The sequence below is a fragment of the Arthrobacter sp. WCS2018Hpa-7 genome (assembly GCF_031843805.1).
In the GTDB taxonomy this organism is placed as follows: Bacteria; Actinomycetota; Actinomycetes; order Actinomycetales; family Micrococcaceae; genus Arthrobacter.
In genome coordinates this window covers 32,182-52,683 of record NZ_JAVTJB010000029.1, presented here as the reverse complement: position 1 = coordinate 52,683, position 20,502 = coordinate 32,182, and the positions used below count along the sequence as shown (strand labels likewise).

General features: G+C 58.5%; 16 protein-coding genes and 1 pseudogene. 8 read left to right on the top strand and 9 right to left on the bottom strand.

What is annotated here, in order from left to right; genetic code table 11:
* The 4 genes and pseudogenes from RQH14_RS21385 to RQH14_RS21370 form a co-directional block, all read right to left on the bottom strand.
* Positions 1 to 489, bottom strand: a pseudogene (locus RQH14_RS21385) (lipase); the annotation flags it as partial.
* A 298-nt stretch (positions 490 to 787) separates the two neighbouring features.
* Positions 788 to 1,246: a hypothetical protein gene (locus tag RQH14_RS21380; RefSeq protein ID WP_311215128.1), complete on the bottom strand. Its 459-nt coding sequence runs from the start codon at positions 1,244 to 1,246 to the stop codon at positions 788 to 790.
* Positions 1,243 to 2,259: a hypothetical protein gene (locus RQH14_RS21375; RefSeq protein ID WP_311215127.1), complete on the bottom strand. Its 1,017-nt coding sequence runs from the start codon at positions 2,257 to 2,259 to the stop codon at positions 1,243 to 1,245. Before RQH14_RS21375 ends, RQH14_RS21380 begins: the two co-directional genes overlap by 4 nt.
* A complete protein-coding gene (locus RQH14_RS21370) occupies positions 2,256 to 2,747 on the bottom strand; it encodes a hypothetical protein (RefSeq protein WP_311215126.1) in 492 nt (163 codons plus the stop codon). Before RQH14_RS21370 ends, RQH14_RS21375 begins: the two co-directional genes overlap by 4 nt.
* 956 nt (positions 2,748 to 3,703) lie before the next feature.
* Here RQH14_RS21370 and RQH14_RS21365 point away from each other — a divergent pair.
* The 8 genes from RQH14_RS21365 to RQH14_RS21330 all read left to right on the top strand — a co-directional run bounded on the left by RQH14_RS21365 (position 3,704) and on the right by RQH14_RS21330 (position 12,420).
* The gene (locus RQH14_RS21365; protein ID WP_311215125.1) at positions 3,704 to 4,051 is read left to right on the top strand and encodes a hypothetical protein; all 348 of its coding nucleotides are present in this window, start codon (positions 3,704 to 3,706) and stop codon (positions 4,049 to 4,051) included.
* A 473-nt stretch (positions 4,052 to 4,524) separates the two neighbouring features.
* Complete coding sequence (locus tag RQH14_RS21360; protein ID WP_311215124.1) at positions 4,525 to 5,391, top strand: hypothetical protein; 867 nt, start codon at positions 4,525 to 4,527, stop codon at positions 5,389 to 5,391.
* Positions 5,392 to 5,790: 399 nt separating this feature from the next.
* A complete protein-coding gene (locus RQH14_RS21355) occupies positions 5,791 to 6,552 on the top strand; it encodes a zeta toxin family protein (RefSeq protein ID WP_311215123.1) in 762 nt (253 codons plus the stop codon).
* A gap of 87 nt (positions 6,553 to 6,639) precedes the next feature.
* Positions 6,640 to 7,107: a hypothetical protein gene (locus tag RQH14_RS21350; RefSeq protein WP_311215122.1), complete on the top strand. Its 468-nt coding sequence runs from the start codon at positions 6,640 to 6,642 to the stop codon at positions 7,105 to 7,107.
* Entirely contained in the window at positions 7,104 to 8,153 is a 1,050-nt protein-coding gene (locus RQH14_RS21345; RefSeq protein ID WP_311215121.1) for an ImmA/IrrE family metallo-endopeptidase, read from the top strand. The genes RQH14_RS21350 and RQH14_RS21345 overlap by 4 nt, the downstream gene beginning before the upstream one ends.
* Before the next feature lie 142 nt (positions 8,154 to 8,295).
* A complete protein-coding gene (locus tag RQH14_RS21340; RefSeq protein WP_311215120.1) occupies positions 8,296 to 9,657 on the top strand; it encodes a hypothetical protein in 1,362 nt (453 codons plus the stop codon).
* 246 nt (positions 9,658 to 9,903) lie between these two features.
* Positions 9,904 to 10,191, top strand: coding sequence for a hypothetical protein (locus tag RQH14_RS21335; RefSeq protein WP_311215119.1), 288 nt, complete (start codon positions 9,904 to 9,906; stop codon positions 10,189 to 10,191).
* Between the two features lie 453 nt (positions 10,192 to 10,644).
* Positions 10,645 to 12,420: a hypothetical protein gene (locus tag RQH14_RS21330; RefSeq protein WP_311215118.1), complete on the top strand. Its 1,776-nt coding sequence runs from the start codon at positions 10,645 to 10,647 to the stop codon at positions 12,418 to 12,420.
* Positions 12,421 to 12,732: 312 nt separating this feature from the next.
* On the opposite strand, the gene RQH14_RS21325 is transcribed toward RQH14_RS21330, so the two are convergent.
* From RQH14_RS21325 to RQH14_RS21305, 5 genes are all read right to left on the bottom strand, one after another.
* Entirely contained in the window at positions 12,733 to 13,857 is a 1,125-nt protein-coding gene (locus tag RQH14_RS21325) for a hypothetical protein (protein ID WP_311215117.1), read from the bottom strand.
* A 534-nt stretch (positions 13,858 to 14,391) separates the two neighbouring features.
* Positions 14,392 to 17,910 carry a hypothetical protein gene (locus tag RQH14_RS21320; protein WP_311215116.1) on the bottom strand — a complete coding sequence of 1,173 codons (3,519 nt, stop codon included), beginning with the start codon at positions 17,908 to 17,910 and terminating at the stop codon, positions 14,392 to 14,394.
* A gap of 226 nt (positions 17,911 to 18,136) precedes the next feature.
* Positions 18,137 to 19,282, bottom strand: a complete 1,146-nt coding sequence (locus RQH14_RS21315) for an XRE family transcriptional regulator (RefSeq protein ID WP_311215115.1) — start codon at positions 19,280 to 19,282, stop codon at positions 18,137 to 18,139.
* Positions 19,269 to 19,727, bottom strand: coding sequence for a hypothetical protein (locus RQH14_RS21310; RefSeq protein WP_311215114.1), 459 nt, complete (start codon positions 19,725 to 19,727; stop codon positions 19,269 to 19,271). The genes RQH14_RS21315 and RQH14_RS21310 overlap by 14 nt, the downstream gene beginning before the upstream one ends.
* Before the next feature lie 471 nt (positions 19,728 to 20,198).
* A complete protein-coding gene (locus tag RQH14_RS21305) occupies positions 20,199 to 20,423 on the bottom strand; it encodes a hypothetical protein (protein WP_311215113.1) in 225 nt (74 codons plus the stop codon).
* Positions 20,424 to 20,502: the final 79 nt, after the last annotated feature.

Here is a 20,502-nt window from a genome sequence, read left to right as displayed (position 1 = left end):
GGCCGCGTCGAGAACCATCCCGGTTACTCGCGAGGAATCCGGCGACAGAGCGGCTGCTTGAAGGGCGATTGCAGCGCCGAGCGACCACCCAAAAAGGACAATGCGCTCAGCGCCATGGGAAATGGCGTAGTTGATGCCGGCCTCGACGTCATGCCACTCGGTCTGGCCGAGACTGTAGCGGCGATCGTACGACGGCGGTGCGTCGCCGTCGTTGCGGAACGAGACTACCAGCGACGTCAGTCCCAGGCGGCTTGCGACGGGTATGCCGCGAAGTGTCCCGGCTCTTTTACCGCCCATGCCATGGATGTGGATGGCCCATCCGCCGGATGCATTGACGCCAGCGGACGCATCAAATCTCCACGCTGGGGCGACGCCGTTGGCGACTGGAATCTCAACGTCTTGGTACCGCAAACCAAGCTGCTCCGGTTTCGAGTAGACGTACCCACTCCAGATACCTGCCATGGCTTGTTCAAGGTCCCCCGAGTCCACTCGCTCAACTACCCGGACTACTGAGTTTCGATCAGGGTGGGTGCCAACGACCGGTCCGAGGCATGCGTGGCCCGCCCCCTGCTCAAACCACAGACTGTATCGTCCCGGTGCTCTCGTTTGTTCCGTAGCGGGGAGTTCGATCTCTAGAGATCCGTTCCCATTGGTGTGCACAGCCCGAACTTCCAGACCCTCACGACGGCTGTATTTTGGTACTACGACGTGACGAGCGAAGTAGGCTGCACCGGAGACGCCTGCAAGCAAAGCCCCGGATGCAGCGCGAACTCCAACCTTTAGAGCTCTACGACTGTTCACTGTCGGCATCGTCCACCCCCTTACCCCGATTGCGTTCGTCAATCACTTGACGGAGCCTCACCAGGGTTTCCGAAGAGATCCCCTGCAACTGACGAGCGGCGAAGTTCCGCACACGTGACTCACGAAGGGTACGGAGCAGTTCCAGCTGAGTGTCTACAAGCTTTGGTATCTCCCCGGCATCGTCCAAGAGGTAATCACGGTCCACTCCAAAAAACTCTGAAAGATTCCGAAGCAGCGCGGGATCGGTCGCCAACGAGCTGTCCCCGCTGCGCATATAGGCCCAGCGGGAGCGGGAAACCGGCGTTCCACGCTGACTCATATGCCGATTGATCTCGGGGTAGGTCAATGCCTCCGATCCCTCGGCCTCGTAGAGGTCAAGTAGGAGATTGAGTTTTCGTGCCAATCTGGCCTGTGGCGTCTCGGAGGAACTGGCATCATTCGTCATATCGCCTGCTCCCCCTTCCGTCGACGAACCGGAACTTGGCGCACGATCGGCCCCGCCAGGTAGTTCTCAACTGCGTATAAGACACTTAGGTCGTGGATGTCCAAGGAGCTGCCTAAACCGGGCTCTACTAACAGTGCGTCCTGTACTTCAACAAGCATTCTATGGAGTCTTTGTGCCGTGTCCTGTTGGCTGATCATTTCGGTGTCTCGCACGAGCCGAACGTTTTGCCGTTTCTGTGTTGTCTTTTCCCAGATTTTCGTCAGGTCGCTAACCAGCTCCGCCTCGGTAGCGGATTGCTTACGGCGGAGAATTCGACGCGCCACGGGCGGAATGGCCAGACCTACGCACAGGAAAATCATGGCGGCAACGACCGCCGCATCATAAATAGGCGAGACCGCACGCATAGCATCCAGGCGCCCTTGCAAATGCAGAACGTCCATGATGAGCACAAGCAATACGAGGAGAACGGCGAAGCTACAGCCAACCCCGATGAACGTAAATGCCGTGCGGAAATAGGGTCTCAACATATCGCCGCGAAATCGAAGACACGTAACACCGGTAACGCTAACCACGTAGCCGATGTAAACGAACTGGATGGATGAGTAGAGGGCTGCAGACCACTGGTCACCGTAATCCACCATGAAACGAGTGGAACTCCCCTGGGTGACGATGGCGCTGAAGCTGACTGTAAGGCCCGCGATCACCACCGCCAAGAGAATCATGCCAGCACTGTCTCGTCTGTCGACCGTCTCGTCAGGCGTAGCCGCCCGGATGATAGCTCTCGAGAGAAAGTAGATGCCCACGACCATAGATATGTTGGCCAACAGGTCCACGAAGTTACGACCGCTCAGGACAGAATCAATAGCCAAGTAGACCTGATCGACGTTGAGCGTCAGTGCGACTGCAATAGTGATCGAGGCCGTCAGCACGCTGTAATCGCGCCGTCTCCTGATTCCAGGAAACAGGCAAAAGACGAGTAGCCAAATCATAGCCGCGGCCACTGTCTGGATCATTCGAAGACCTTCTCGAACGATCGTGGCTCCCTGGCACTGTTCCTGATTGCTGCTGCGAAGAGATCTGCCAGCGATTCCGCAGCGGCCTCCAAGTCATCAGTGAAGCTGCTGCGGGCAAGAACGCGTGAGACAAGTCCCACGGAAAGATTTGGGAACAGGACTTCTATGTAGTCCGCGGGGACGACTAGTTCGTCGTGCCTCAAGACCATGTGCCCGAGTTCGTGCAGGACGAACTGTTGCCGGTGCAGCCCAGAAGGACTAATGGCATGCAAGATGATTTCTATGTCGTCCGTGGATAGCCACAAGCCGCAGACCGATCCACCATTCAGAACTTCGGCAGCTTCGATATGTATGGGCCGATGCCGGACGCCTTCGATCACTTCGACGAGTCGTTCCAGGTTCAGATGGGTCGGAAGCGCTAAGGAAGCGAAGGCATTCGCGGCGCGTTCCGCCGGCGATTGTCCTGAGGGGTATGTGTTGTCGTCCATGTGCATCCCCAGTGATGCGTTCAGCTTCGATTCGTTGATGACGCCTAGTCAGTAGCCAGGCCCGAGCCAATCGCGAACCCTCAAATCAATTGAACCCTTGAACTCTGGACATGTCCAGAAGCGACCGGCGGTTCCTGCCGGCCAGCCCTGCACACCGAGTCACCCCTGAATGCACGTGTCCTACAACGTGATTGATGGGCGTTGGGTGAAGCAACTTCGCGCTGTCTTGGTCCACACCAGCCGCCGCTGATTGGCATTGACGTGTCCGATAGGCACCAAGCTTGTGTGAGACGTTACTCGGGCTGTTGATTAGACATACGGTCGAGGAACACCGCTGTAACTATCAGGGCGCCACGTGCTCTTCGTTTCTTCCTGCGAGCCGGCTTTTGGACAGGCGGGAATCAAATTGGAGCGGACGCAGGCGACCAATAGTCACGGGTTATGAGATTCCGTTCTAGATGAACCTATCCAAAAGGTTGATCTTGGTGGTTTCTTGGGCGGTTAGTGGCCATGGAGATGGCGCTGTTTCATTCAAGATGGCCGTTCCTAAACGGGCTCGGTCAACCGGCGTGCGTGGCGGCGTAGTCGTTGCCGCAGCAACCCCTTGTTCTACTCGCCGTTCGACTCTCTCAGAGGTTCAGATGCTGCACTCCGGTGGAAGACAGGTCTGCTAGGTGCTGGATTTGAGCAGGTCATGGCCCTTAATGCTGGTCTGTCGACAGAGCACACACCCTCATATCCGGCAGCCGGATGAGACACCCGCTCCAAGAGGTGCCTGACCGGGTCCGGATAATATTTGCTAGCCGCAAAATGCTAGGAAGCGAGCTCAGTCTAGGCCGGGTTACCGGCACGTCGTGGAGGCATCATACCGAGGTGCCTGCACAGTTCCCGGGACTAGGAAGGAGTTTGACATACTCTGTTACGACACCGGCCTGTTTGGGGAGAGAAAACACATTATGAATGACCGCATACGGCAAGCCCGCCAGTTCATACAAAGTGCCGTGCAGGAGGTAGCTCAACAGAACCTGAGTGACCACGGTGACGACCAACACCGAAAGGGCTTCACCAGCGCAGCTGGTATTAGCCTGCGCCATATTCAGGACGAGATCGACATCCTGAGAGAGCAGCTGAAGGGTCCTGGCCTGAATAGGGCCGAACAAGGGCTCTATGCTCACTTGGACGAACTGAAGTCAAAAATCGAATCGGACTTTGACCTTTACTGGCAAGGCAGCGGCGTTGACTGGCGTCCTGCCAAGCCTGTCGTCAAGGGCGTCACGAGGCAGACCGGAGAGTCGCAACTGTAGAGCCGGCGCGAGTCAGTGCTCTGGCGTGATCAACCTGGCTTCACGGATCGCAGATCGACCCACGACGAGTTCAGTCGCAAGGCTTGATTCGCCCGGTATGCGATGACCAACAGGCCACGCGCAGTTCTCGTTGGCTCGCCTGCGAGAACGCCGTCAATCCTTGACGGATTCGACGGTACCGACGTCATTGACCTTGGCTGCCCTGATGTCGAGGGCAGCCCGCGTTCCATGAAAACCGAAAGCCTTCGGCAGCGACTCCCCCAACTTTTTACGTGGGGGCTGTGCCCCGCCGATTGAGGGGCCGCAGCCGGAATAGGGATTCCGTAGGGCAGGGCAACCAAACGTCTGACCCCGAACGTCCTTGGTGGGCCGCTACGAGGCAGCGGCATAACGATGCAGGAGTCTGTCGGGGGCCTGAGTCATTCCGATTCAGTGAGAGGATGTGCTGATCCAATGATGAGAGGGCCTTCGGCATGCAACTTGATTTTCCCAGACCCGCGGAATGGACTGGGCTTGAGAACCTGACCGCGATGCTCGTCGAGAACGAATACGGCTCCCTGAACGTACAACGGCTCGGCAGACAAGGGCAGCGGCAGGACGGCGTAGACGTCCTGGCCAGCACGTGGGGTCCCCACGGGGACCTGCAGTTCGGCTACCAATGCAAGGCCGTGCAGTCCCTTACCCTGACGCAGGTCGAGGCCGAGTGCGCGCTGGCAAAGAACTTCAAGCCAACAATCGATCGCTACATCATCGTCACAACGATCCCGCGTGACGCCAAACTGCAGTCGTCCGTCAGGGGAATTGACTCTAAAACGTACGGCTTTCCTGTGGACATCTGGTTTTGGGATGATCTAAACGAAAAAATCAACAGAGCAGCAGAGGTAGCGCAGGCATACTTTTCGAAGATCACCCTGGAAGCGCAGCCTGCAGCAGCATCAGCCCATGCCGGCTCCTTGCACAGAGCTCTCGACCGCGCCGCGTTCCTCGACTCGATCCATTACGAGCGGAGCGTCAAAGAGCTGTTGGTGGCTCTGGTGCGAACTAGAGCCTTCATGCGGACGGGGTATCTGCATGACAACCTCAAGAACTTTGTGGAGTCAACCGTGCCCCCGCACAAGATCGGCGATAAGAGGTACACGACTTTCTGTTCCACGTTCATCAACAAGCTTGATCAGTTGTATTACTTCGTTCAGGCGAACATGGACGAGCTCAAGGACACAGGAACGAACAGTGGCGCTGCCGCCGCAGCCAAGTTCACGAACTTGCGCGCCGAACTGCTTGTACTGGCCAACAAAGAGTTCGTGAGGCATCAGCTGGACGAGCTGCCGATCCAGGTCTAAACGGTTTCACTCCTCTGGACAAAACTTCGCACCCTGCATCGGGATACCGCGCCGCCCTCACCGTGACCGCGACGGGCGGCACGGCCGCTGCTTTCACCACGCTGCCGGCCATGCCCCAAACGAGCTTTGGGAGGTTCTACATCTCCGCCTGAACCTGCGTGGCTGGCATGTACGGCCACCTGGATCGATTATTATCAAGACGAAGACATTGCGGGCTCAGCACCCGCAAAATGGCATTCAGAGCACACCGCGAGGAGTGCCTGAAGTGAACGGGGATTTGCGATAACGCTTACTACAGGACCTGCCGTCGACGATGATGCCTTTGACTCGTACACGGCCGAAGTCGACACCTATGCTCGCACCTGGTTTACGAAGCGGACGGAGCCTCAAAGATCTTTCTTGGCCACGCGCCCGGACTTAAAGGCTGCTCTTTTCAAGCGAGTTCTCAATGGCCAGCACACGTTCACGGAGCACGTTTACCGCGATGAAGGCGATTGGCATCCCGAACGGCGGGACCTGCAGGATGAACTGGTGGCCCGGAGAAGCGGTGCGGACGCGTCAGCGCCGGCGCAGCCGGGAAAAGGGGCGGTCTACGTGCTCATCGGACTGCCTGGTTCCGGGAAAACGTCCGCCCTGCGGCCTCTGGTGTTCAGCCATGCCGGACTAGACCCATCCGAGGTTTCAGTCAGTGACGCTGACGAACTTCGCGTCGAATTTCCTGAGTACGCGTCAGGGCTGGGGTCCGGAGTGGTCCAGGATGAGTGCTCAGAACTCATGTACACCCGTCAGATTGGCACCGATCCGCTCGAGCCAGGACTGCAGGGCGCCATTCTGGAGACCGGCCAGACAACCATCATCGACGTCATCGGTCACGAGGACTATTTGCCGCAGATGGTGACGCGCCTCCGTCGTAACGGGCGGCGGGTTTTCGTTCTTCATGCCAGTTGTGCCACGGAAACGTGCATGCAGCGCGCGAAGGTAAGGGCTCTACAGACTGGTAGGCTCGTTCCGCTCTGGATGATCGAGTCCAAGCGCGGAATGCCAGAGAGGGCCCTGGAAGCAGCAAAGTCCACTGGAAAGCTCAGCGGATGGGCTGTCGTGGATACCAGCGGTGAAGTTCCCCGTGTCATCGAAAGCCACCGTTTTGAAGTTGCAGCGTAACCTGAGAAATATCCCCAAGGTCAGGTGAATCTGCTGCGTGCCGCAGTTGGAGTGCGTAATACTTGAAGCAGGAAGGAGGTCCTCCGCATGAATAAGAACCAGGCTCTGGCCATTGCCGACGCTTCTGAGCGTCTCGTCTACGCGTATGTATCAGGAAATACACGGGAAATTCATGCAGCCCAAGAGGACCTCCGTATCGCCAAGGACATTTCCGATGGCCCCCCGTCAAACGCCGTGATTGCGCAACTGATCGAGAACGATCCGATCGGCTCTGCCGCCGCAGGAATCCTGTCCTTTCCTGATCTGCAAGCGATCATCGCTTCGGATCTTGAGACTCATCTGGACCCCGAGGAAGTCATCGTTGTTACCGACAACCCTGCCAATCTCCGTATCGTCTTAGCAGCCCGGATGAACGGCGTCACACTGGATGAGATGGTAAACAAACCACTGCTTGACAGAAGGGACTTCGCTTTGGCCGCTCGCGGTGACAGGCGACGTGCGGCCGAGCTCGTTGAGGGGTTGCGAAACAGCTTGGACAAGACCAAGAAAAAGTGAATAGCTCCAGAATCGAAAGCGCCCAGCGGCTGGCGGACATGCTCATCGAACGACTCGACGCCACCCCGCCGATTGACATCGTGAAGCTGGTTGAAGAGCACGCGTCCATTCATCCCTTCCCCAGCAATATTCCCGACTTGGACGCAGTGCTATTGGGGTTGGACTCCGATGATAAGCATGTCTTCGTCAACACTGAACGACCGCCAAGGCGGCGCCGCTTCACCCTGGCCCACGAACTCGGGCACATCATGCTTTCGTGGCACCAAGCCCATGAGCTTATCTGTGAAGCTGACAGCGAGAACGATGGAGATGATCCGGATCTCTCTCACCGGCTCCCGGGGTCGGATCCCACATCCGAAGAGATTCGCATGCAGGAGCTCGAAGCTGATGCCTTCGCAGCTCGAACGCTGGTCCCCAAACGCTTCATCGACTCCATAGCCGGGTTGAGCGTCTCCGAGATGTTGGAGAAGCTCCAAACTGCTGATGTGTCCATCCCCGCGGGCATGCGGGCACTGTCAGATAGCTTGCCGCCCGGCTTCGTGTTCGTCATGCTCGACGACTCTGACTTGGTCGAGCGGACCTGGCGGTCCGGGCCGCCGTCGTCGGGAGTGCCCACGGTCCTGGGCATCAGTCGGGGCCTGCCTATAGATAAACCGCTAGCCCTCCGGACAATGGCCGATCATGGCTGGGCCTACCACTATGGCCGGCGGGTTTGGTGGGGACGAGCCGAAATCGACATCCCTGTACCAGAGGGTGACGCTGAGTGGCGGCCGCTGCTTCGGTCTCTGTGCGATTCAGTCACAGACACTCCGGCCGCGGCTCACAGGATCTGGTCCTCCGTGTGCGCGATTGGTGGAGCCTTGCAGGGCGAGGTCGGTGACGTGGCGTTGGAACGTATGGCAGGGCTCCTCACCATCCGGCTTAGGCGGCGTGTGGAATTGGACGATTTCGTGAAGTCCCCCCAGTTAGAGGATTTTGTGTTCGCTCGCGCACGTGACCTGCATCGTTCCGCACGCAAGAACAGAAGCCAAAAACTTACCCGGTAGACAGGCTTCAACGGAGGCGATGTTCAAGGGCATCAATTCCGTTGGAACGCTGTGGATCCGACACCCGCGGTCCGGCTGACACACCTGTTTGCCTGGATTTCCATGACAGCTTCAAGAGCATGATTGTTGACGGAGACCCTGCATGAAAACAATTTCCCGATCCCGGTTCGACGCTCTGGCAGGCTATAGCCGAGCGCCATCTGCCGCGATGTTTCTGCAGGAGCTTGCCTGGTTTGAAGCAGCGGCCGGACGGCTACTTGCGACGATCGCGGTTGACAACGATGGGGACTTCGTCGTGTTGATCCTCGCGCCCGACTCGGTCGAAAGGTTCCGATGCATTTCTTGCCTACAGGGCATCGAGAGTCCCGAGTCGGCCTACACCGAGCTAATCCGGCACGTCGTTCGCATCATCCCCGAACTGGATAAATTGCGCATCCAAAGTGATGAGCCAAGGCAGGCCGTGGATTTCTTCACCCCGCTAGGAGCCGAGGACAAGCTGAACCCTGGTTTTCGCCAACTCCTATCTGGTGACTCATTTCGCGCAGCGAAGGAGATCATTGGCGCCATGATGCGCTGGCATGAGGACGTCGACGGTAACTTCGTCGAACAGTTCCAGACATCAGGTTTCGATGCCCGCATTTGGGAGCTCTACTTGTTCGCTGTGCTGACCGAGGCCGGGTTACAGGTGGACCGTCCCTCGCCGGCACCCGATTTCCTTGCAAGCGGGCCCCACGGTGAGTTTGCGATGGAAGCAACCACTATCAATCCGAGTCAGGGAGAAGATGGTCAACCCGCCCCATCACAGAAGCCAGCGAATGAAAAGGCCGTAGAGGACTACGTCAACCACTACCTCCCTATAAGGTACGCCGGACCGCTAATAACTAAGCTCAACAAGCGGTACTGGACGAAGCCCTCTGTGGAGAATATACCCATGGTTCTGGCCATCCAGGACTTCCACGACGACATGTCCATGACTTACAGCGGAACAGCCTTGCCAACATACTTGTACGGATACGCGCAGGTGCCATCACGCGATTCGCAGGGTCAGCTCCGTATTACCCCAAGGCCGATCACCCACCACAACTGGGGAGCCAAAAGAGTTCCTTCTGGATTCTTTTACCTGCCCGGGGCCGAAAACATCTCCGCTGTCGTCTTCAACAGTGGAGGAACTCTCTCAAAATTCAACCGGATGGGGGTCGGAGCCGGCCTCGGCTCAGACCACGTCCTTCTCATCAGGCGCGGCTTCGTCGCAGACAACAACCCAAACGCCTCGGAACCGCTCCCCTATGTACATTTTGTTCGCCAAGACGATCCAGAAACATGGATCGAAGGGATGGATGTTTTTCACAATCCAAACGCAACGAACCCGCTCGATCCCGAACTGCTTCCAGGCGCGGCCCACCACACCCTCACCGCAGAAGGCCTTGTGGAAACTATGTCGCCGGCATGGAAACCACTACAGTCGCAGACTTCGATCCTGACGTTCCCGGCCTTCGACATCTGATACGAGTACGTCAGATTCGAACGTCGCAACCGTGCTGAAGCAATTCGATGCATAGAAATCTGCGTGGGGAGGGACATTAGTTGGTCCCGCCCAGGCAGATTTTCTAACGCTTTGCCTTGATCCATCTCGCACAGTGACGCCATCGCAGCAGGCCGGGGAAAGGGTTCCGGCCGCGCCGTATCTGTGTTTCAGCTACCGGATGCCCAGGCAAAAACTGACGGTGCATCTGCACTGCTGGCTTACGGAATGCCCAGATACCCCCGAGAACTCCTGGTTGCCCTGAAGTTCGCTAGGAAAGTCGGACTTGAAGTCCTGCTGGTCACTGACAACCGCTTTTCATCCATAGCCGACGAAGCCGACCAAGTTCTTGTCACCGAACTCAGCCGTTCATTCACCTTTGATTCCTATGCGGCCCCCACAGTCCTGACAATGCTCCTACTGGAACAGATCACGGATCTACTTCCGGAAACGGAGGCAGCAGGGCTGGATCGTTTTGACGAGCTTGCCCAGGAGCAGCAATTTTTTGTGCCCTGACGTTGTGGCCTCACCTGTTTCCAACACTCACTCCCGTGTTTCCCCTTACGCGCGAGCTGAATATGCTCGCCGAGCCTCACCCGACGGTGGCCGTGAGTCAGGAGCAGGAATTGAACGGACCGAGAGGTTCACTCCTGCCTTGATCGCCTCGGATCTTGCCTGCCCCGTATGGCGGGCCGCCAGGCATTGCGACATTTCCGCCGTTTCCGGGCTCTGATGTTGATTCGGATAGCATTTCGCAGAACAGGACTATGAGGTTCGTGGGATAACCGAAGCCACGACCCACCATCGTCCGCAAAACGGACTTATGCCAACGCCGGTTGACTTGAAGTCCCTCTCCGGAGGCCGCCTATCATGGGAAGCAAATCTTACTCATGCCCGGTCGAATCAATCATATTCGAGGCCTAATCCCCAGGCCGGGCGGCCGGTTACCGATGGAGGACAGGAGACCCTATGCTGCAGGTCGCAACCGGGAAGTTTTTTCGAGACGTCGCACTGCATGAGACCACCCATCGGCGCGTCTTGTTCACCAACACGCGGGTCATCGGCCGCGACGAGATCGTGCTGCCGGTGGCACGGCTCGTCCCATCCACAGAATGGACCAAACCGGTCAGTTCCGTCTCAGTTGAGATCTGGGAAAAGTTGGAGGCAGTCAACCTCGCCGGCAGCGAGGAAGGCATCCTGTCAACCGGGGGCGACTCCCTGTTTGACGACCTCGCCGCCGTTCTCTCCTTCGCCGCCAATGCAATTTTCAGCCCCGATGTGGACTTGGTCCGACGTCTGATTCCAGATGCTGGCAACAAAAACGACCCTCGATCGCCCTCGCACATTCTGCGTAAAACCTTCGAACCCGGCACGCTCCTGCAAGAGGATCAAATCAAGGATCTGATCCTCTTTATCGAACGACTTCTAGCGCTCAATCGAGAAAACTATGAGCTCACCATACGGGCCATCCGCCAGGTGGTCGCCGCCAGTACAAGAGTGGTCGACGACCCGTCGCTGGCGTATACCATGTTTGTAGCAGCTTTGGAGTCATTGTCGTCCTCCGCCGAAGCACCACAACAAACTTGGGATGCCTTTGACGGCCGCAAAAGACGTCTCATCGACACAGCTCTGACCGGTCTGGATGACGCCGCAGCCGGGAGAATCCGCGATGCCGTGCTATTAGCCGATAAAGCAGGAGCCACACGCCGTTTCGTGGCTTTCGTCGTCGACCACATCAGCCCTTCCTATTACCGGGACGAGGCCGTTGACGCGCTTCGGCCAATGCCGGCCTTCTCCATGGAGAAAGCTCTAAAGCGCGCGTACGGAATCAGATCCCGGAACGTCCACGGCTTGGTAGAGCTTGCACCGGAAGCATGGACTCACACGGGTCAGGCCGACTCTGTGGACCCCGCTGGGGAAGGTCTGATGTTGAGCCTCGAAGGACTCAACCGGCTGTCTCGTCATGTCATAAGGGAGTTCGTTTTCCGTGCCTCGACCGTGCAGGTCGGTGCATTCGACTACCGCCGCTCGCTGCCCAACGTCATCCGCATGCGGTTGGCACCTGAAATGTGGATCAACGATGCGACCGGGCTGACGGCGAAAACGTCCGCCGCCTACTTCGAAGGCTTTGTCGAATTGCTACTCGACAAAGCTCCCAAAGAGCCTCCTGCAGACGGCCAGCCAACAGATCCCGTGATCCTGCCGGCCATGGGATCCGTCTTATCACGCGTCGAGGCCCTTCTCCCGCAGACCAAGAACTTATCCGCCAAACGGTCCATGGTCGGAATCTATGTTCTATGGAACTCATTGCTGCCGGAAGAATCACACCCGGCAACAGCCTCAGCTTTTCTCGAAAAGTACACCCCGCTTCTTGAGGTCCCGAGCCTACAATCCTTCACCGTCAGGATCATCCTCGAAAGCGGGCCGGAATGGACCACAGAGGAGCTCCTCGAATTCGCCGAAAGTCGCCTGAAAGAACGAGCCGCCGGCAAAGCGGAGCCCATAGCCGCAGTCATCGAAGCCGCCATAGCTGCAAAGCTCGCTATGGCGTGCGCGGCAGCGGGCCAGACGGAAGCTGCCACGGCGCATCTTTCGCGGGCGATGGAAGAGCTTCCAGGAAATAGGCGCCTGATGGACGCGGAATCGAAGTTCCTCAGCAATGGTTCGCTCGAATTGGATCTGCCGGCCTTACTCGTCGGAGCCCCGCTGACCCAGAGCAACGAGGACCTAGCATCGCCATCATAGGATCGTCGCCGACATTAAGGCTGAGGAACGGGAAGGATCACATTCGGCTTCAGGTCTAAGGTCGAAGCGCTCAATACGATCACGCTCAGACCCTCTCCTTGAGCACCGGTTCGGACCAGGACACGGACCCACGGCGGAACACCACGTAAGCATGCCGGCGCCGTGGGAGAAATCCTGGACCTGCGGAGTCCTCCGGGTGATCACGCCACCCCCTCCTCCCCTAGGCTCGACGCTGTCGTTGAAGGACTAAAGCCGACCTAATCTGAATTTCGCCACTTTGGGCCATGGCTCCATCAATGACATGAACCGTGGTCAGTTACCCGCTTCGGTCGCGCCTATCGCAGGTGTTCCCTCCTTTAGCAGGCTCTTGAACACGAAAACTCCGGCCCGATCACTCATCACGTGTTCGTCTCCGGGCATGTCTTCGTAGATCTCCGTGGCGCCGTTAACTTCCTCGACCGCCTTGCAGTGAGTGCCGTCAGGTTCAGTCTGCATCAGGTACGTCAGTTTGCAATCACATCGGGTCACAAATGCATAGAAACGTCCTCGTGTGGCTTCCCTAAGTAAGGCGACCGGGTAGTGGAAAACGTGTTTTCCGCATACCGCTGGGACTTGAACTCTATCCCCAACAATGACGCTCTTGGCCACGTTCACTGCCGGGGACCACGGGTGAAGTTCCAGATGCTTCAGGGCCGGGCTCAGCACTCTTCCATCGGCGAACTGGAGAAAGCCTGTTTCGTCGCAAGGCTGTCCTGCTGGCCAAGAAAGGATCTCGCGAGAGGGCCACAGTTGTGGCAACTCCAGATCGCTCCTGACAGGAAAATCGACATCCGGCGTCGTGATTCTTAGGCCCTGCAGGAGTAGTTGGCCGAGCACGATAGTCATGACATATCCATGGGGCAGATCGGGTTCCGGAAACCCTGACATCCCCATCGTGACCGGGGTAACCCGCACGGCCGAAAATTCGTCCGTACCCGCATAACGCCCAAGCCAGAAACGGCTCGCTTCCAAGGGCCGCAGCTGGTCGCGACGCGAATACAAGCCGGCGTACTCGGAGGACGGCAAGCCGTATCCTTCATCGCGCTGCTTATCACTGGAGATAAGCATCGCGGTCAGTGCCGTCTTGTGGACCCACATGGCGATCGCGGATTGGTCTTCAAGGTTAATCGTTCCTGGTTCCCCAAGGATCAGCGGTGACAGAACCCTTTGGGCGATACCTTCCAGGTCGCTCATCCAGCCGTTGTTGCAAGTGGCGCAAAAGTTCTTGACGGTCTGGCGGTATGGGGGCTGACGGCCCATGTCACGGTGCAGCCCGTTCAGCGGGCCCGCCTTGTACTGTACGGGGCTCATGTCGAGACCGAGTCTGCCCACCCATTGGCCGAAGACGTGCTCGCGGGTCAGTGGTTGCGTGGAATCACAAAAGGCGCAGGAGGACATGTGTTGATTATGCAGGCGCCGGGCCAGAACCCGGAATCCGGCTCGGCTCTTCAACGCGGAGGTCACCGGCGGCGATCCCTTGAGCGCCGGGGCTCGTTCTTGGTGGGATTTTGCTTACCGGCTGACGCAGGTCCTGTGGGCAGTGCTTCGTTCGCTGCATCCACGCATTCGGCGCAGAGGGTTGGGCAACAACGACAGGTTCAGTCCACCGGCGCAACACATACGAATTCGGCCAGGAGAGTCGTTGGGCGCGTTCCACAGAATGCAATGGACGAGGTTGGTACCGGGGGCGACAATGAAACATAGGTGCCGAAGGAGGTCTTACAGCTTTGAGAATGGATCCACCGGAACGGAGCAATGCCCGGAAACCCCCGTGCGTGGCACAGAGGCTGGACACGTCGACTCTCGCGGATCGCCGTGTGCAAATTGCCGCGGCGAGGCTCCGGGTAACGCTTGACAAGCGACTGGGTCGGGTGACGCCGCCCAGGACAACGGCTTTGGCCAAGGAAGAACTTTAAGCCCACCCTCTACGAATCATTCGAACCACGCCCCGGACTCCGCAGCATCTGCGAGGCTTGGTTCCTTGGACCGCAGCGACAACTCGCGGCCAGCGGCTACCACCCATACTCGGGGATAGTCCCTTGGCGATCTCAGGATCATGGCTACTTCGCTATGCCCCAAGTCCGAAATGGGCCCGTACACCTCGACAGCCGCGTTGGGTCCGCAAGCTCGAAGTGCCTCCCACAGTGCAGGTGTCGGATTCAAGCGGAGCCGGCGGGTGACTTCTTGGTGCGCTGGCCAGGCCGGGATTCCCAATTCGGAGATTTCGTGAAGCTGCGCTTCCGTGAGCACGGACTCGGGCAAGTGACCTTCCTCTTCGACGCAGTGATGCAGCAGCAGCGCGCTCATTTCGGCCGTCAATTGTTGACTGGAGCGCAAGAACTTGCCGGGTAGCCGCCTGGAAATGGCGGCGGCACCGATGCGGCTCGAAGAGAACAGCAGGGCGTGCAACGACGGAGCGGGCAGGCTGGACACGACCTGTTCAACCTTGCGGAACAGTTTCTCGAAGACTTCTGGGGAGGCTACGGTCAGAGCCGCCAAAGCCCAGGTCGCGCGGGAAAGATCGTCACTGTAGGCGTCGTGTTGCTGAATCCACCAATCGGCTTTTGATCGTTTGAGACGCACCTGATATTGGAGATGACCGTAATCCATGTCGGGACCGAGTGGTTTCCCGTCTTTGCTCAGCGTCGCTGCCGTCGTCCATGTTTCTTCAGATGCGGCTGCACCGATCAGGGCCAGATCGGTGGCAAGCCAACAAGGACCGAAGATTTCAGCGACGGAGCGAGCCGTATCCGCCCACACGGACGTCGTTCCGGATTGTCCCTTACCAGCCCTCATGGCTCTTTGGAGCTTCGCGAACCGGGGGTCACGGCCAATAAGCCGTTTGAGGGCGGCCTGCCTGCGGCCATCGGAGAGTGGTTCGTCAGGGTGTTCCGTCGGGTGAGCGTACGCTTCGTCGCGGCCGGCCACACGTCGCAGGAAGTGCTGGGGGGCGAGGATTCGGATCAGGTCGGCTGCGTAGCCGCTGCCGGTGGGAACGGCATCCGAGCTGAGTCCGTTGAGGACCGCTCTAACGAGATGCTGCTCGCCGCTGGATCCTTCTTTCGGACTGAGACCGGCGTTCAGTGACTTTATGGGTGCGGTCTTGAGCTCGGAGAGTATCTGTTCCGTGACGTCCGCCGGCAACCTGGATCCAGCGCGAAGTGGTCCCCCGATGTCAAGCCATGAGGCCGCCTGCGCGGTCCCGATGGATGCCATGATCCGGCCAGTCCACCAACGGTCCAGGGTGTCGACGGTGGACATATGCTTGGCGGCCAGCGCCGCGACTTCTGGTGCAATAGGAGACGTTGGGTCGTTTTGCAGGACCTCTTTCAAGTGCTCAAGATATGAAGCACCGCCACGGTCCTGGGGCAGCATGCTAAACGTGGGGTCGTTCGCTGCGGAATGTGCGAGGAGCCTGATGCTCAGATCATCAGTGAAGAGTCGGGTTGCTTGACTTTGGGATCTCGGCCTCGCGGCGAAAACGCCATCGCCGACCAGTGCCCAGGCGGTCATTCGGGACTGTGCGGGGTGGGAGCCTGATTCCCACTCTTCCTCCAACGCATCGAGGTGTGCGGCAAGATCCTTGACTTTGGCGAAGCCTGCGTAGAATCGGCTGACCTCACGCCAGTATGGGCGTCGCACGAGCTGTTGGAGCACCGTTGCCGGATCGAACTGCCGGTTGCTTGCACCTGCGAACTCGTACAGATATTTGGCGGCGAAGTACTCGCTGACCGATTGGACGTCGAAGGCGAACGTGCCTTGAACCTTGCTCGAGAGTGCCCATACACGGTCTGTTGCTGCCCTGAAAAGGTCATCGACCATAGACGTGTCTTTGTCGACGTTGAAAAGGTAGTTGAGAATGGCATTCTTGATGCTCTTCACGGGCAAAGCGTGCTGGGCGCCTTCCAGTTCAGCCTTGGTTTGGAAAAGCCAGCCAAGGTGCGCCGTCACTTCCTCAACGTCGTCGCGGTGTTCATGGACTTGAACACTCTTGGACGATTCCCGGTCCAGGAAGGTCTCCATGTAGGAAGAGTAGAGCTCCGTCCGGCCTGTTGGTATCGAGTCACCACGCTTGTGCATCAAGTAGAGCAAGATGGTCAGTTGCATGGGGTTCTTGGCCAATTGCGCGATGTGCGGTTCCATGGTGCGCTCACGGAAAGTCCGCTCCAACGTTCGGCGGTTTGCGCCCCGCACGGACTGCGCTGTGGCCCACCTGCGTAAATACGCGATGCGCAGATCCGGGCTGAGCGCGGACAGGGCGATCACTTCGAAACGATCCACGCTGGGCTCAGGCAAGCTGGACGCATTCGGCCGCGTGGTCACGATCAGCTGCGGCGGTGTCGTTCCCGTCCCTAGCCTCGCGGCGAAAAGATCGATCTCGTTAACGACGGCCCGCCGGACGTCATCCTGCGCGACCTCGTCCAAGCCGTCAAGGACAACCAACATCGGAAAGCGTTTCAGGATGTCGCCGACCATATCCACCGTGACAGTGAATCCTCCACTGCGGGCGGACAGCAGGTCGGCCAGGAATGCCTCGATCGACCGGTTTCCTCGCCGGAGGGTTGGTCGTTGTCTCTTGTTCGGCTGGTGGTCCTCATATGGGTCCCCTCCAGTGATCCAGTTAGCGTATTCATGGAGGTCCGCCCTCAGTGGCAGCCTTGACTGGGCCGGCTTGCGGGTCGGCGGGCGTCCACCGAGATAGTTGCTGGAGGCCAGGTAATCGGCGCGGTGCGTCTGGCAGAGATACTGCCCCAGCGTGGACTTACCCTGGCCGGGTTCGCCACGGACCAACGTTAGCGGCCGCGAACTGTTTAGGAGATAATCTACAGCCCCACCAAGATCGTCCGCCGTCAGCGTTCGGTTCCGTGCAACGACACTAAGGGCAGCCCGTGGTTCAGAGATGCGCTGGGCTTCCACGTCAACGAAGAGATCCACCAGCTCCAGCGAATCAAGCTCGGCCTGTTTGAACTTGACCTTGCTGTCTTCTACCCATTGGGCAGCGATGACTGCGGCCAGCAGGTCATGCATTGCCTTTTCTCGGTCATCCTCCGCCTTGCCCCGGATCATCGCCTGGACGGCGTCGACCCCGGCGAGCATCTCGGAGTACGTCCACTTCAGTTCAGCAGCGGAGTCGACTCTGGCGTCGAGATCCGCCTGCCACCAGACATCCATCTGGATCCCGAATGCTGCGCTGTACTTGAGGAGTTCCTGGTTGATGCGGTCCATGGAACCTCGGCGAGGCGATGACGTGCCGGCTACGCACGTCATCAAGATGTATTCCGACGCGCCTTCCTGGACAAGCCGTTCGATATTTTCCTTTTCGCCGTCGATGGCCTTCTTCAGCCAGGAAACCGGGTCCTGAACGCGCTTACTGCTCCACTTGACTTGGAAGATGATCCGGTCGGGCCCCTTCCCGGCCACACCGTCGCGGCCCCCGTCCGACTGCCCCACGGGGAAACACTGAACCTTGGGAAAGTGGATAGAAAGCAACGCACTGCACAGCTGCTGGAAGCGCTTTTCAGTCAATCGCTCGTAGAAATAGCGCCACGAATTGCCTGGCTGCTGGTTAAGGTCTTTGGACAACGGTGTTTTCCTCAAAATGGCAGTGGCATCTCTTCTTGGGCGCGCTGTGGCCATGTCGGCCGACTATGGCGCAGCGCCCCGCCATTACCGCCGTCTAGGTCACGAGCCGCAGCCTGGGGCGCGTGTCTTCTGCGCCGAGAATTTCACGAACCCGAGACACCGGCCACATGAGTTCATTTGCAAGATCGACAAGGCTGAAGCCATGCTGTTCCGCGAGCTTCTGCCCTTCGGAGAGCATCGACGGCAGTTCGCCACGATACGCTGCCACAGGTTCAGGCGTTTGGAATTCGTTTGCGCTCCGGAGGCGCTGATAGGCGCGGCGTACGGCACTCTCCGGCACTGGTCTGAGTTCTTGCATGCGCCGGATCAGTGATTCAGGCGAGACGCCCCAGGAACGACCAATCCTGTCCAGCTCGGACAACCGCAAGGTCTTGGGAAGTACCACGTTGATTTCAGCCGAAGGAGTCAAGAGCTCAGCGGCGAAAGCATCTGCCTCTCGCTCTTGTTGCAGGTCACCCGGTGTGACGTCACCGTGCATGACCAAGTGCCCTAGCTCGTGCGCGCAAGTAAATCTGTGGCGGTAAACCGTGCGTGCGCGCTCCGGCGTGACGACAACAATTGGTCGCCCCAAAGAACCAGTCGAGAACGCATCCACCCTGGCAACAGCTTCATTGGACAACGCGAGAATTGTAACCACGATGCCTTTCGACTCAAGGGTCGCCACAAGGTGCCGAAACGGACCTGGTGGCACACCCCACGCACGTCGAACAGCACGGGCTGCTTCGACCGGATCCACTTCGTCGGCGGGCTCCGCAATCGGAAGGTCTACCTCAGGGAACTGGATGCGCTTCTCAAGGGCAAAGCAAAGCTCCCACACCTGTTCGACGAACGTGGCGGCACGGGCGCGGTCAGCAGATCGCGTCGACCGCAGGCTCCGGAAATGAGCAGCGGCAGTGTCCAGCCGCCCAAGCGGGCGTCCGGTATAGAAGAAACCCACGGGCATATCCAGCGCCTGCGCTATCTCAGCGACCAGTTCAGCTCGCGGCGGGGTAACTCGCGATTCAAATTGCCCAATAGCCGCTGGTGAGACACACAACTTTTCGGCCAGCGCCTGCTTGGTGAGCCCGGCGAGTGTCCTGGCCTGCGTCAACCGGGCCGCTTCAAACGCGTCGCCGGCCCTGAAAACCCCCTTCGAGTGAGTTTCCTCGAAGAGAGACAGCTGCTTACTATCTTTCGTCATCGCCTACTGCTTGATCTTCCTTGGTGGCTACAAAGACCGATGGGACCGGGCCCTCGTTGAACGCCTGTGGCTCCTGCACAGTGGCCAGCTGCGGTCTGGTAGCTTCGAGTAACCGCTCATGGTTGCCCCAAACAACGCATCCGTCCTCGCCAAGTGTCACTTCGCCCCATTCAATTGAGTGCAGGGCTCCGGAACGGCTGGAGAAGGCTACGACCACGACGCGGAAGGTGGTCATCAGCTCCCGCACAGCGAGCTCGGCGTCTTCCTTGACAGAGGATTCCTCTTCCGCGGACCGGTGAAGACCCAGGTCGAGTTCCGGAGGAGCTTCGTTGTAGGGCAAGTCGAAAAGCCCGAGGCGCGCGTCAGAAACAGCAAAGGGCGTATCTTCAAGATTCTGAGCCGCATCCCGGGCGAATCGCCACGGGAACAGAACGGTTCCTCCCACAGCTACCACCGAATAGTTGGCGCCTCTGGGATGTATCCTCTGAGACCCTGGGTACTTGAGCAAGGTCTCCTCGAACGCCTCCAAGGCCGCGCGCCAGATCTGCCCATATACCCCCCGCGCCTTCATACCTGAAGCATCCTGAGAATCCGATAGACGCTCGTGACACCCAGAGATCAACTCCCGAGCCTCCCGCTTGAGGGACTCCCCTTCAGGTCCTAACAGGTCGACGTACCAAGGCAGTGCAGCTTGCATATCCAAGTTCAGATCCTCTACTTTGGGCAACTACCAAAAGCCTAACATCCCACTTTAGTTTTCATCGCGATCTGCTCATTTGAGCTTCAGTCGTGTCGCTGGGCAGTGGGTATCGCTCCGTGACGGCCGTCTGCGAACTCAATATGTGAGTCGACAAACCGACTACAACTGCCGCGTGGGCTCACCGAAACACTTACGCAGGGTGCACGTCCGGCCGCGTCAGCCTTGAGAAGGATCTGACGGCTCCAAAGATCGCGAACGAATGGCTTCCACCAACTTGGGGTCAGCCAAATACTCGTTCAGGAAAGGAACTTCGTGAGGGAAGAAGGAATCCATGTCGCCGTAGTTCTCGTCCCACAGGAACTCAACGCCAATATAACCAAACAGACAGTTAGTTTGAAGTCCTACCACCTTAGAGCGATCGGAGGAAAGCATGGCGTTCATTCCGCCGAGCCACAATCCCGGAGGACCGTCGGTAACACCCCGGAGCCCTTTGTGCATCTCCCAAAGGTCCTCACGTTTG

Excerpts from the sequence above, each read along its gene's own strand:
- RQH14_RS21350 (WP_311215122.1), top strand. The coding sequence starts at position 6,640 with ATGAATAAGAACCAGGCTCTGGCCATTGCCGACGCTTCTGAGCGTCTC.
- RQH14_RS21305 (WP_311215113.1), bottom strand. The coding sequence starts at position 20,423 with ATGAACGCCATGCTTTCCTCCGATCGCTCTAAGGTGGTAGGACTTCAA.
- RQH14_RS21335 (WP_311215119.1), top strand. The coding sequence starts at position 9,904 with ATGCCCAGATACCCCCGAGAACTCCTGGTTGCCCTGAAGTTCGCTAGG.
- RQH14_RS21315 (WP_311215115.1), bottom strand. The coding sequence starts at position 19,282 with ATGACGAAAGATAGTAAGCAGCTGTCTCTCTTCGAGGAAACTCACTCG.
- RQH14_RS21365 (WP_311215125.1), top strand. The coding sequence starts at position 3,704 with ATGAATGACCGCATACGGCAAGCCCGCCAGTTCATACAAAGTGCCGTG.
- RQH14_RS21370 (WP_311215126.1), bottom strand. The coding sequence starts at position 2,747 with ATGGACGACAACACATACCCCTCAGGACAATCGCCGGCGGAACGCGCC.
- RQH14_RS21360 (WP_311215124.1), top strand. The coding sequence starts at position 4,525 with ATGCAACTTGATTTTCCCAGACCCGCGGAATGGACTGGGCTTGAGAAC.
- RQH14_RS21375 (WP_311215127.1), bottom strand. The coding sequence starts at position 2,259 with ATGATCCAGACAGTGGCCGCGGCTATGATTTGGCTACTCGTCTTTTGC.
- RQH14_RS21330 (WP_311215118.1), top strand. The coding sequence starts at position 10,645 with ATGCTGCAGGTCGCAACCGGGAAGTTTTTTCGAGACGTCGCACTGCAT.
- RQH14_RS21325 (WP_311215117.1), bottom strand. The coding sequence starts at position 13,857 with ATGTCCTCCTGCGCCTTTTGTGATTCCACGCAACCACTGACCCGCGAG.
- RQH14_RS21340 (WP_311215120.1), top strand. The coding sequence starts at position 8,296 with ATGAAAACAATTTCCCGATCCCGGTTCGACGCTCTGGCAGGCTATAGC.
- RQH14_RS21380 (WP_311215128.1), bottom strand. The coding sequence starts at position 1,246 with ATGACGAATGATGCCAGTTCCTCCGAGACGCCACAGGCCAGATTGGCA.